Here is an 11,336-nt window from a genome sequence, read left to right as displayed (position 1 = left end):
TAGGCTCTGCGGTTGTGATCAGCGAGGACACCGCCGTCGTACGCCCGCCCGTGCTGCGCCCGGGTGACACGGTGCTGCTGGTGTCGCCGTCCGGGCCGACCTCGCCGGAGCGGGTGGCCCGGGGCATGGAGCTGCTCACCGGCTGGGGCCTGCGCCCGGTGCCGGCGCCGAACGCGTACGCCCGCCACGGCTACCTCGCCGGCACCGACGACCTGCGCGCCGCCGACCTGAACGCGGCCTTCGCCGACCCTCAGGTGCGCGGGGTGATCTGCACCCGGGGCGGCTACGGCGCCCAACGGATCGTGGACGCCATCGACATGGCCGCCGTCCGCCGTGACCCGAAGGTGGTGGCCGGCTTCTCGGACATCACCGCATTGCAGTTCGCACTGTGGCGGGGCGCCCGCCTGGCCGGGGTGCACGGCCCCGGGGCGGCCTGGCGCGACGAGCGGACGCCGCTGCGCTCCGCCGAGTCCCTGCACGCGGCGCTGATGACTACCGAACCGGTGTCGATCACCGCGGTCCCCACCGAGGAGACCTTCGGCGTACGCGTCCCGGGTCGCGCCACCGGCACCCTGCTCGGCGGCAACCTGTGCATGATCGCCGCGTCGATCGGCACTCCGGACCTGCCCGACCTGACCGGTGCGGTGCTGTTGATCGAGGACGTGCAGGAACCCCCGTACAAGGTCGACCGGATGCTCACCCACCTGCGCCGGGCCGGCGTGCTCGACGGACTGGCCGGGGTGGCGGTCGGGCAGTTCACCGACTGCGGCGACGGCTGGGACACCACCATCGTCGACGTACTCACCGAACGCCTGGGCGACCTGGGCGTTCCGGTCCTCGGCGGCCTCCCCATCGGCCACGGCCCCAACCAGCTCACAGTCCCGGTAGGAACAACCGCCACCCTCGACACCACCGCCGCCACCCTCACCGCAACCCCCGCAGTCCACTAACCGGGTGGGGTCAGGTGGGCTACTGCGCCGATTTCCAGGGCGGCCCAGATGCCGGTGGGGGTGCGGGTGATGCCGTGCGGTTCGGCGTTGGGGGTGGGCAGGGCGTGGCCCTCGATCCGCCCGGTGGGGTCGAGGTGACCGATCCGGTTGGCACCCCACTCGGTGAACCACGCGCCGCCGTCCGGGTCGGCCACGATCGCGTGCGGGCGGGCCGCCCGGTCCGGCAGCGGGAACTCGACGATCTCGCCATCCGGGTCGATCCGACCGAGCTGACCGGCGGCGATCTCCACGAACCAGATGACGCCGTCGACGCCCAGGGTGATGCCGACCGGACCTGCCTTCAGTGTGGGTAACGGGTGGAGCGTCACCCGGCCGTCGAGGTCGATCCGGCCGATCGCGTTCGCCTGGTTGAGGGTGAACCAGAGAGCCTGGTCCGCGCCAGCGGTGATCATCGAGGCGAATCCGCCGCTCACCGGCAGCGGGAATGCGCTGTGGGTGCCGTCGGTCTCCACCCGGCCGATCGTGTCGGAGGTCATCCCGGCGTACCAGAGCGCGCCATCAGGCCCAACCGCGATGCCGCCCGGCCCGGTGCCGGCCGGCAGGGCGATGGCGCGCTGCTCGCCCTCGACGGTGATCCGACCGATCCGGTCGTCCCCGGAGCGGGTGAACCAGAGCGCCCCGTCCGGTCCGGCCGTGATGATCAACGGGCGACCGCCGGCCGGATCCAGCGGGTAGGTCCGGACCTCGCCGTCGGGCGACAGCCGGGCGATGCCGCCGGCATGGGCCAACGTCAGCCAGAGCGCGCCGTCCGGGCCAGGCGTGATGCCGTACGGCCCCGCGTCCGGCTCGACGAGTGGAATCTCCCGAATCTCGACGGTCATTCCGCGGTGTCCTTCCGTCGGTGGATCGTCCACCCTGACCGCTCGGCCAGCGACGACACAACCCGATTTCGCCAGCGCCTTGATTGTCAGCTCGCTGACAGGGTCGCCACGGCTTCCGCCCAGACTGCCCGGTCACTGTCGGTGACGACAGCGCAGGATGACCGAACCTCTGGAGGACAGCATGTCCCGCACCATCCGTAGGAAGCACCTGCTGGCCGGTCTGGCCACCGCCGGCGTCCTCGGCGTCGGGATCGCGGCCCCGACGATCGCGTTCGCCGCCGACACTCCCACGCCGACACCGAGCGCCAGCACCGCCCCGGCTCCGGGCACGGTTCAGGGCGCGAAGGCCGACCGGCAGGGCGAGTTCGCCGAGGCGCTCGCCAAGGAGCTGGGCGTGCCCACCGACAAGGTGACCGCCGCACTGGAGAAGGTCCGCGAGCAGCACCGGCCGGCCGACCGCCCGCAGCGCCCGTCCGCCGAGGACCGGCAGGCCGCGCTCAAGCAGCGCCTGGACCAGGCGGTCAAGGACGGCAAGCTCACCCAGGAGCAGGCCGACGCCATCACCAAGGCCGTCGAGGCCGGCGTCTTCCCCGGCACCGGTGGCCACCGTGGCCCGGGCGGCCACCACGGCGCAGGTACGCCCGGCAAGTAGTCCGACGGGCCCGGCCCCGGCAGGCACTGCCTACCGGGGCCGGCCTCGCCACGCCCCGGCCGGTGCCGCGCTCGCGGCTTGATCCACTCGGGTTCCGTGAAGTCGCGGTACTCGACGCACTCGGACACCCCGACATCATGAAAACCGAGTCGATCTCGTCGCCACAGCGCTGGAGGGGTCAGGACTGCGGGGGCGGGGGCGTGAACACGCCCAGGTGGTTGCCGGCCGGGTCAAGCAGGTGGGCCAGCGTGAGACCGCTCGGTGCCGTACGCGCTGGCACCAGCACCCGGCCGCCGGCCGCTTCGGCCTGCCGGCAGGTCTCTGCCACGTCGGCGACTTCGGCGTAGAACACCGCGTAGTTCGGCGACGTCCCGTCGGTCGCCCGGATCGCCCCGCCGATGCCGGTGTCGCCACCGGCCCCGGTCACGCGGTAGGACCCGCCGCTGGTCGAGCCCTGCTCCTCGAAGGTCCAGCCGAACAGCTCTCCGTAGAACCGCTCCGCGTCCTCGGGCCGGTCGGTGCCGATCTCGAACCAGGTGATGGGCGTCGTGGACCTGGACATCTACTGCCTCCAGAATTTTCCGTGCCGGCCGTTCGGCCGTCGTCTGAAGCAGTTTCGGGGCCGTTGGCGACAGCGTCCTGTCGGTGTTTCCGGATCACCCAGCGGGGTTTTCACGACGACACCCGGGCCGGCCGCGCTGCGGACGCGTTTCAGACCAGGCTCAGCTGGCGGACCCGCTCGTGCGGGATGTCGAGGTCCGTCAGGCGTAGTTCCCGGAGCACCACATCGGGCAGCGCCCAGACGCTCCGGATCCGGTCGGTGCGGAAGCACCGCAGCTCGTCGCGCAGACGGCACCAGGCGACCAGGTACCAGTGTCGGGCGTTGCCGAGGTAGCCGAGCGGCTCGACGTCACGGGTCGAGTCGGCGCCGGCGCGGTCGGCGTACCGGATGCGCAGCACGCGCCGCGCGGCCACCGCGTCGGCGACGGTGGCCGGGACGGGTGTGGCCGGCCCGTCGCCGATCAGGTGCACCCGGCCGGCGAGGCGATGCGCCTCGGCGGCGTCGGCGGCCGGCAGCACCGCCACCAGCTTGCGCAGCGCGGTGGTGGCTGGCCCGGCGAACGGCGAGCCGGCGAGCCGGTGCAGCGCCACGGCCATCGCCACCGCCTCGGCGGGCGTCAGGTTGACCGGCGGCAGGGTGCGGGCGCGGTCCAGGACGTAGCCGCCGGTGCGCCCGGGCTCGGCCCAGATCGGCACCCCGGCCTCCTGCAACGCGCCGAGGTCCCGTTCGATGGTCCGGCTGCTCACCTCGAAGCGCGCGGCCAGCCAGCGGGCGCTGCGAGGCCGTGGTGACACCGCCCGCAGCTCCTCGACCAGCGCGTAGAGGCGATCCGTGCGGTTCATACCCGGCACGCTACGGCCGGGGTACGACGCCGCCGGCGACCGCCCGCACGGCGAGGCGGAGGGCCGCCACAGCCGACGCGGACGACCGCCCGCACGGCGACGCGGGCAGTCGCCTCAGGCGATGCAGGCGCAGACGATCAGCGCGGCCCCGAAGTGGGTGGCGGCGCTGACCCGGGCGGCCGGGTGCGGCTCGGGCGAGCAGATGACCTCGCCGAGCTTGCCGGGGGTGAGCAGGTCCAGCACCACGAAGGCCAACGCCATGATCGCCAACCCGACCAGCCCGAAGACCACGGTGGAGGCGAGCCCCTTGCCGAAGTCGCTGTAGCTGGTCAGGATCGCTGTGAAGACGATCCCGGCGATGCCGAGCTGGTTGGCGGCGAGCAGCAACCCCGCATTGGCGTTGCGCTCGACCCAGATCAGGTCTCGCAGCCGGCCCGGGGTGAGCAGGTCGACGAGCCCGAAGCCGGCGGCCATGAGGCCGACGCCGACGAGCCCGAACACGACGCTCTGCCAGGCACCGCTGAACAGATCCTCCAGCACCGACTTGCCTCCCGACTCTCCGCCCGGAGGGGTACCGGCGCGGTGATCGAGACGATAGCGGCAGCGCGCAACGGCGTCAGCCCCTGCGTCTACAGCGCCAGGTAGCGCTGCCGCTCGTACGGGGTGACCTCGCGGCGGTACTGCTCCCACTCGGCCCGCTTGTTGCGCAGGAAGAAGTCGAAGACGTGCTCGCCGAGCACCTCGGCGACCAGTTCGGAGCCGGCCATCACGTCGATCGCCTCGGCAAGGTTCTCCGGAAGCGCCTCGTAGCCCATGGCGCGTCGCTCCGCGCTGGTCAGCGACCAGACGTCGTCCTCGGCGCCGGGCGGCAGCTCGTACCCCTCCTCGATGCCCTTCAGGCCGGCGCCGAGCAGCACCGCAAAGGCGAGGTACGGGTTGGCCGCCGAGTCCAACGAGCGGACCTCGACCCGGGCGGAGTTGGGCTTGCCGTAAGCGGGCACCCGGACCAGCGCGGACCGGTTGAGGTGACCCCAGCAGACGTACGCCGGGCTCTCGGTGATCCGGTCTGGCAGGTGCTGCGGGAAGAGCCGCTTGTACGAGTTGACCCACTGGTTGGTGACCGCCGTGTACTCCCGGGCGTGCACCAGCAGACCGGCGATGAAGGACTTCGCCACCTTGGACAGCTTCATCGGGTCGCCGCTGTCGTGGAAGGCGTTGCGCTCCCCCTCGAACAGCGACAGGTGGGTGTGCATCCCGCTGCCCGGCTGGTCGGTGAAGGGCTTCGGCATGAAGCTGGCCTGCACACCGGTGGAGAGCGCGACCTCCTTGACCACGTGCCGGAAGGTCATGATGTTGTCGGCGGTGGTCAGCGCGTCGGCGTAACGCAGGTCGATCTCCTGCTGGCCGGGGGCGACCTCGTGGTGGCTGAACTCCACCGAGATGCCGATCCGTTCCAGCGCGAGCACACCCTGACGGCGGAAGTCCCGGGCGACGGCGTGGGTGGTGTGCTCGAAGTAGCCGCCGGTGTCGACCGGGATGGGCACCGAGCCGTCCTGCGGACCATTCTCGAGCAGGAAGAACTCGATCTCGGGGTGGGTGTAGAAGGTAAAGCCCTTCTCGGCTGCCTTCGACAGCGCGCGGCGCAGCACGTGCCGGGGGTCTGCCCAGGACGGGCCGCCGTCGGGCAGCAGGATGTCGCAGAACATCCGGGCGCTCTCGCCGCTGACCCCGCCTTCGAAGGGGAAGACCTGGAAGGTGGTCGGGTCGGGCATGGCCACCATGTCCGATTCGAAGACCCGGGCGAAGCCCTCGATCGCCGAGCCGTCGAAGCCGATGCCTTCCTCGAAGGCCGCCTCGAGCTCGGCGGGTGCCACCGAAACGCTCTTGAGCGTGCCCAGAACGTCGGTGAACCACAGCCGGACGAACCGGATGTCCCGCTCTTCCAGCGTGCGGAGGACGAACTCCTGCTGACGGTCCACTTCCCCAACCCCTCGCGACACTCTTTTGTCCGCCTTGGCCGGGCTGTACCCGACCTGATCGCCCAGTGTTCCCGGGCCTGGTTACGCAGACGTTACGCGAACTGCCGCCGGCCGTCCCCTCGTGTCCCGCCCGGCGAGCGAGGGCCCCCGCCGTGCCGCCGCGTCCGCCGCCACGACGGCCGAGCTCCTGCCGCCACGCCCTCGCGGGCACCCGTCGCGGCAGGTGGCGGCAATCTCGTCCGAGGGTACGGATTGCCGCGCGGAGGCTGAGGCAAGATGAAGGCATGCCCACCCTGCGTCTCGCCCTGTCCCAGGTCAACCCGAGCGTCGGCGACCTCGCCGGAAACGCCGACCTGGTCCGCAGCTGGACTCGCCAGGCCGCCGATGCTGGTGCCCAGTTGGTGCTCTTCCCGGAGATGATGCTGACCGGCTACCCGGTCGAGGACCTCGTCTTCCGGCGCTCCTTCGTCGCCGCGTCCCGGGCCGCCGTGGAGCGGCTGGCCGCCGACCTGGCCGCCGACGGTCTCGGCGAGTTGCCGGTCGTGGTCGGCTACCTGGACGCCGACGGCCCGCCGCAGGTCAGCGGGGACGCCGAGCCGGGCCGGGGTGCCCGCAACGCCGCCGCGCTGCTGCACCGGGGCGTCGTGGCCGCCCGCTACTTCAAGCACCACCTGCCCAACTACGGGGTCTTCGACGAGGACCGGTACTTCGTCTCCGGTGACGCGCTGACAGTGGTCCGGATCGGCGGCGTGGACGTCGCGCTGACGATCTGCGAGGACCTGTGGCAGGCCGGCGGTCCTTTCGCCGCCGCCCGGAGGGCCGGCGTCGGCCTGGTCGTCAACATCAACGGCTCGCCGTACGAGCTGAACAAGGACGACATCCGGCTGCCGCTGGTCCGCCGCCGGGCCGCCGAGGCGGGGGCCGCCATCGCGTACGTCAACATGACCGGCGGCCAGGACGAGCTGGTCTTCGAGGGCGACTCGATGATCGTGAGCGCCGACGGTGAGCTGCTCACCCGGGCCCCGCAGTTCGTCGAGCACCTGCTCGTGCACGACATCGAGTTGCCGGCCGCCGCCACCCCGCCGACCACCGAGACGCTGGCCGACGGCATGCGGATCGTGCACAGCACGCTGGACGGCATTCCGCCCACGCCGTCCGGCCCGGCCGCCACCGGCGGGCTGATCGAGCCGGTGGCCGACGAGGCCGAGGTGTGGCAGGCGCTGGTGCTGGGTCTGCGCGACTACGTCAACAAGAACCGGTTCCCGTCGGTGGTGCTCGGTCTCTCCGGCGGCATCGACTCGGCGGTGGTGGCGGCGCTCGCCGTGGACGCGCTCGGGCCGGACCGGGTGGTCGGGGTGTCGCTGCCCAGCCAGCACTCCTCGGAGCACTCCCGGGAGGACGCCGCCGACCTGGCCAAGCGCACCGGCCTGGACTACCGCGTCGAGCCGATCCAGCCGATGGTCGACGGCTTCCTGGCCAACCTGTCGCTGTCCGGCGTGGCCGTGGAGAACCTCCAGGCCCGGGTCCGTGGCGTGATCCTGATGGCGCTGTCGAACCAGGAGGGCCACCTGGTGCTGACCACCGGCAACAAGAGCGAGCTGGCGGTCGGCTACTCCACCCTGTACGGCGACTCGGTGGGCGGCTTCAACCCGGTCAAGGACGTCTGGAAGACGCTGATCTGGCGGCTAGCGAAGTGGCGCAACAGGGACGCGGCGCGGCGCGGCCAGACCGCCCCGATCCCGGAGAACTCGATCGGCAAGCCGCCGAGCGCCGAGCTGAGCCCGGGCCAGCTCGACAGCGACAGCCTGCCCGACTACGACGTCCTGGACCCGATCCTGATCGGCTACGTCGACGGCGACCTCGGCCGCGACGGGCTGATCGAGTCGGGTCACGACCCGGCGATCGTGGACAAGGTGCTGCGGCTGGTGGATACCGCCGAGTACAAGCGACGGCAGTCGGCGCCGGGCACGAAGATCTCCATGAAGGCCTTCGGCCGGGACCGCCGTCTGCCGATCACCAGCCGGTGGCGCGAGCACGGCTGAGCCGTACCCCTTGGGGGTGCCGGGTCGGTGGCGCGGCCCGGCGCCGCCGCGCGGTGCCCTCGCGGCGCGGTCCTCCGGTGGCCTCCCGGGCGGCCCCGCGCTGGTGGAGTGACATCTTGCACTGGGCCCTGCCGTCAGCCCGCCTCACGGTGCGACGATCGCGACGGAACCCGGGGACCGCGCAGGCGGCCTCGAGGAAGGGAGACAGAGATGGTGGAGTCCACTCCGAACGAGGTGACCGCGTTGTACGGCGGCCCGGCCACCCGACGGGTCCGTACCCGCGACCTGATGGCCGCCAAGGAGCGCGGCGAGCGTTGGCCGATGCTCACCTCGTACGACCAGTACACAGCGTCGATCTTCGACCAGGCCGGTGTTCCGGTGCTGCTGGTCGGCGACTCGGCCGCGAACAACGTGTTCGGCTACGAGACCACCCTGCCGATCACCGCCGACGAGCTGCTTCCGCTGGTCCGGGCCGTGGTACGCGCGACCCGGCAGGCGCTGATCGTCGGTGACCTGCCGTTCGGCTCGTACGAGGAGGGCCCGGCCCAGGCGCTGCGCACCGCCGTCCGGTTCATGAAGGAGGGTGGCTGTCACGCGGTGAAGCTGGAGGGTGGCCGCCGCAACGCCGCACAGATCGCCGCGATCGTCGGCGCCGGCATTCCGGTGATGGCGCACATCGGCTTCACCCCGCAGAGCGAGCACACCCTGGGCGGCTACCGCGTGCAGGGTCGCGGCGACGCCGCCGACGAGGTGCTGGCCGACGCGCGGGCGGTCACGGAGGCGGGCGCGTTCGCCGTGGTGTTGGAGATGGTGCCCGGCGAGGTGGCCAAGCGGATCACCCACGAGCTGCCGATCCCCACTGTGGGCATCGGCGCGGGCCCGGACACCGACGCGCAGGTGCTGGTCTGGCAGGACATGGCCGGGCTGCGGACCGGCAAGGCGCCCCGTTTCGTCAAGCGGTACGCGGATCTGGCCGGCGCTCTCACCGACGCCACCCGCCGTTTCGCCGACGAGGTCCGCGACGGCGAGTTCCCCGCCGCCGAACACACCTTCTAGGGCCGAGCACGGCGTGATCCACTCGGCTGTGCCGAGATCGCGGTGTCCCGGACGCCGGGACACCGCGATTTCATGGAACCGGTGTGGATCACGCCGCTCGGGTCAGAGGTCGGTGACGCGGATGCCGGCGTGCGCCTTGTAGCGCTTGTTGATGGCGATCAGGTTGGCGGTGAACGCCTCGATCTGGTGGGCGTTGCGCAACCGGCCGGCGTAGATGCCCCGCATGCCGGGGATCCGGGCGGCGAGCGCGCCGACGATGTCGACCAGCTCGCGGTCCTCGGTGCAGATCAGCACGTCCAGGTCGATCCGGTCGACCTCCGGGTCGGCCAGCAGCGGAGCGCTGACGTGGTTGAACGCGGCGCAGACCCGGGAGTCGGGCAGCAGCGCGGCGGCCTGCTGCACGGCGCTGCCCTCGGGGACGGTCAGCGCGTAGGGGCCCTGCTTGTCGAAGCCGAGCGGGTTGACGCAGTCGACGACGATCCGGCCGGCGAGCGGCTCGGCGAGGGCGGCGACGGTGGCGGCGTGCCCGTCCCACGGCACCGCGATGATCACCACGTCGCTGCGTCGGGCCACCTCGTCGTTGGCCGCGCCGGTGACGCTGCCGCCGGCCGGCACCCCGGGCAGGGCGGCGATCTCGGCCGCGGACTCGGCGGCCCGCTCAGCCGAGCGGGATCCGATCAGCACCGTCTGGCCGGCCCGCGCGAACCGGTAGGCGAGGCCCCGCCCCTGGTCGCCGGTGCCGCCGATGATGCCGACCGTCAGCCCGGACACGTCGGGCAGCGTGCTCGCGTCGTATGCCATGGCCTCATCCTCGCAAACCGCCCGGTCCGTCAGCAGCGCCGAGCACTGTGAGAATCCCCGCTGCCGTGGACGACCGCGCCAGCGGGCGAGAACAGGGCCAGGGCCGGCGGGCCCGGTCAGGCCAGCTCGAACAGGACGGTACGGGCCGCCGGGTCGGCGGTGACCAGGCGGACCCGGACCCGTTCGCCGAGCGGCAGTTGGCCGAGGCAGCGGGCGCGTACGGGCGGTGCGTCCAGCGCGACGGTGCCACCGGGAGGTCGGGGCCGGGACTTGCCGTTGGGCGGTGCGTCGACGTCGAGGACTGCCGCGTCGAAGGTCTCGCCCACCCGGTGCTCCAGCACCGCCGCCTCGGCCAACTCGACGGCGCCACGAGCGGCCGCCGAGGCGACCCGGTCGGTGTTCGCCATCACCTCGGGCAACCGGGGCAGCGCGGCGCGGGCCCAGTCGGGCACCGGCTGGCCCGCGTGCAGGGCCAGGCAGACCTCGGTGGCGTACCGGTCGGCCAGTCGGCGCAACGGCGCCGTCACGTGGGCGTACGCGGCCGCCACGCCACCATGTTCCGGCTGCTCCGGCAGCTCCCCGTCGAAGGCGGTGTATGCGGCACCGCGCATCAGCTCGGCCGCCTGGTCGATGAACGCGGCGGCGCGCGGCTGGGCGGCGTCCAGACCGGCGATGACCTGCCCCGGGCCCACGTCGTCCGGCCAGTGCACGCCCAGCGCGGCGGCGGCGGCCCGCAGTCGCTGCACCGCCTCCGGCTTGGGCGCCGGCATCGTCCGCAGCAGGCCCACACGGCCGGCCAGCATGATGTCGGCGGCGGCCATCCCGGTCAGCAGGGAGATCTGCGCGTTGTGCTCCTCCATCGGCACCGGCGCGCGCAGCACCAGCCGCCAGCCCTCACCGTCGGGCTCCAGATCCTGCTCGGGCAGCGGAAGGTTGATGGCGCCGCGCCGCAGCCCACGCGCGGTCAGCCGGTCGCCGATCTCCGGCAGCAGCGCGATCGGGTCGGGTAGCCGCCCGGCCTCGGCTGCCGCCTGCACCCCTGTGTAGTCGAGCTTGGCGCGGCTGCGGACCAGGGCGCGTGCCAGCTCGACGGCCACGGTGCCGCCGTCGGCGTCCAGGTCGATGGTCCAGACCACCGCGGCCCGGTCGTCGTCGGGCAGCAGGCTGGCGGCACCCTCGCTGAGGGTGTGCGGGTGCAGCGGCACGTTCCCGTCGGGCAGGTAGATGGTCTGCCCCCGCCGCCACGTCTCCGCCTCCAACGCCCCACCGGGGGTGACGTGCGCGGCGACGTCGGCGATCGCGTACCGCACCCGGTAGCCCCCACCCGGGCGGCGGCTGAGGTGCATCGCCTGGTCCAGGTCCCGCGAGCTGGCGGGGTCGACAGTGACGAACGGAATGTCGGTGCTGTCCACGGGCGGCTGCGGCGGTGCCGCAGCCGCCTCGTCGGCTTCACGTTGGGCGTCGGCCGGAAACTCCTCGGGCAGGCCGAGCTCGCGGCGCAACGCGCCGAAGTCGATGCGGGGCGCGAGTACGCGTCGGATGACCACGGGTCAATCCTGACAGCGCCACGA

11 protein-coding genes are annotated in these 11,336 nt (G+C 72.5%); 4 read left to right on the top strand and 7 right to left on the bottom strand.

Annotated elements, in window-relative coordinates; translation table 11 throughout:
• Positions 1–14 precede the first annotated feature (14 nt).
• Complete coding sequence (locus ACLJOK_RS01720; protein ID WP_410815693.1) at positions 15–950, top strand: LD-carboxypeptidase; 936 nt, start codon at positions 15–17, stop codon at positions 948–950.
• Here ACLJOK_RS01720 and ACLJOK_RS01715 read toward each other — a convergent pair.
• Positions 947–1,831, bottom strand: coding sequence for a virginiamycin B lyase (locus tag ACLJOK_RS01715; protein ID WP_410815692.1), 885 nt, complete (start codon positions 1,829–1,831; stop codon positions 947–949). The genes ACLJOK_RS01720 and ACLJOK_RS01715 overlap by 4 nt on opposite strands.
• Positions 1,832–2,012: 181 nt before the next feature.
• Here ACLJOK_RS01715 and ACLJOK_RS01710 point away from each other — a divergent pair, with 181 nt between their 5' ends.
• Positions 2,013–2,483 carry a hypothetical protein gene (locus ACLJOK_RS01710; RefSeq protein ID WP_410819201.1) on the top strand — a complete coding sequence of 157 codons (471 nt, stop codon included), beginning with the start codon at positions 2,013–2,015 and terminating at the stop codon, positions 2,481–2,483.
• A gap of 178 nt (positions 2,484–2,661) precedes the next feature.
• On the opposite strand, the gene ACLJOK_RS01705 is transcribed toward ACLJOK_RS01710, so the two are convergent.
• The 4 genes from ACLJOK_RS01705 to glnA all read right to left on the bottom strand — a co-directional run bounded on the left by ACLJOK_RS01705 (position 2,662) and on the right by glnA (position 5,866).
• Positions 2,662–3,045: a VOC family protein gene (locus tag ACLJOK_RS01705; RefSeq protein WP_410815690.1), complete on the bottom strand. Its 384-nt coding sequence runs from the start codon at positions 3,043–3,045 to the stop codon at positions 2,662–2,664.
• A 149-nt stretch (positions 3,046–3,194) separates the two neighbouring features.
• Positions 3,195–3,887, bottom strand: a complete 693-nt coding sequence (locus tag ACLJOK_RS01700) for a helix-turn-helix transcriptional regulator (RefSeq protein ID WP_410815688.1) — start codon at positions 3,885–3,887, stop codon at positions 3,195–3,197.
• A 114-nt stretch (positions 3,888–4,001) separates the two neighbouring features.
• A complete protein-coding gene (locus ACLJOK_RS01695; protein WP_210787425.1) occupies positions 4,002–4,427 on the bottom strand; it encodes a DUF350 domain-containing protein in 426 nt (141 codons plus the stop codon).
• Positions 4,428–4,516: 89 nt separating this feature from the next.
• A complete protein-coding gene (gene glnA, locus ACLJOK_RS01690; RefSeq protein WP_238680543.1) occupies positions 4,517–5,866 on the bottom strand; it encodes a type I glutamate--ammonia ligase in 1,350 nt (449 codons plus the stop codon).
• Between the two features lie 284 nt (positions 5,867–6,150).
• On the opposite strand from glnA, the gene ACLJOK_RS01685 reads away from it, so the two are divergent.
• Together ACLJOK_RS01685 and panB are read left to right on the top strand one after the other, a co-directional pair.
• A complete protein-coding gene (locus ACLJOK_RS01685; protein WP_410815687.1) occupies positions 6,151–7,908 on the top strand; it encodes an NAD+ synthase in 1,758 nt (585 codons plus the stop codon).
• 210 nt (positions 7,909–8,118) lie between these two features.
• A complete protein-coding gene (panB, locus tag ACLJOK_RS01680; RefSeq protein WP_410815685.1) occupies positions 8,119–8,964 on the top strand; it encodes a 3-methyl-2-oxobutanoate hydroxymethyltransferase in 846 nt (281 codons plus the stop codon).
• Positions 8,965–9,066: 102 nt separating this feature from the next.
• Here panB and npdG read toward each other — a convergent pair whose 3' ends face one another.
• Both npdG and ACLJOK_RS01670 read right to left on the bottom strand, forming a co-directional pair.
• Positions 9,067–9,765 carry an NADPH-dependent F420 reductase gene (npdG, locus tag ACLJOK_RS01675; protein WP_410815683.1) on the bottom strand — a complete coding sequence of 233 codons (699 nt, stop codon included), beginning with the start codon at positions 9,763–9,765 and terminating at the stop codon, positions 9,067–9,069.
• Positions 9,766–9,881: 116 nt separating this feature from the next.
• Positions 9,882–11,312, bottom strand: coding sequence for an RNB domain-containing ribonuclease (locus tag ACLJOK_RS01670; protein WP_410815682.1), 1,431 nt, complete (start codon positions 11,310–11,312; stop codon positions 9,882–9,884).
• Between the last annotated feature and the right edge of the window lie 24 nt (positions 11,313–11,336).

Origin of the sequence: Micromonospora sp. 050-3 (genome assembly GCF_046549335.1) — a bacterium.
GTDB lineage: Bacteria > Actinomycetota > Actinomycetes > Mycobacteriales > Micromonosporaceae > Micromonospora > Micromonospora trifolii.
This window is presented reverse-complemented; position numbering and strand designations above follow the sequence as displayed.

What these genes read in the sequence shown, in the direction of transcription:
- ACLJOK_RS01715 (WP_410815692.1), bottom strand. Translation starts at nt 1,831, where the DNA reads ATGACCGTCGAGATTCGGGAGATTCCACTCGTCGAGCCGGACGCGGGG.
- ACLJOK_RS01710 (WP_410819201.1), top strand. Translation starts at nt 2,013, where the DNA reads ATGTCCCGCACCATCCGTAGGAAGCACCTGCTGGCCGGTCTGGCCACC.
- ACLJOK_RS01705 (WP_410815690.1), bottom strand. Translation starts at nt 3,045, where the DNA reads ATGTCCAGGTCCACGACGCCCATCACCTGGTTCGAGATCGGCACCGAC.
- ACLJOK_RS01700 (WP_410815688.1), bottom strand. Translation starts at nt 3,887, where the DNA reads ATGAACCGCACGGATCGCCTCTACGCGCTGGTCGAGGAGCTGCGGGCG.
- ACLJOK_RS01685 (WP_410815687.1), top strand. Translation starts at nt 6,151, where the DNA reads ATGCCCACCCTGCGTCTCGCCCTGTCCCAGGTCAACCCGAGCGTCGGC.
- panB (WP_410815685.1), top strand. Translation starts at nt 8,119, where the DNA reads ATGGTGGAGTCCACTCCGAACGAGGTGACCGCGTTGTACGGCGGCCCG.
- npdG (WP_410815683.1), bottom strand. Translation starts at nt 9,765, where the DNA reads ATGGCATACGACGCGAGCACGCTGCCCGACGTGTCCGGGCTGACGGTC.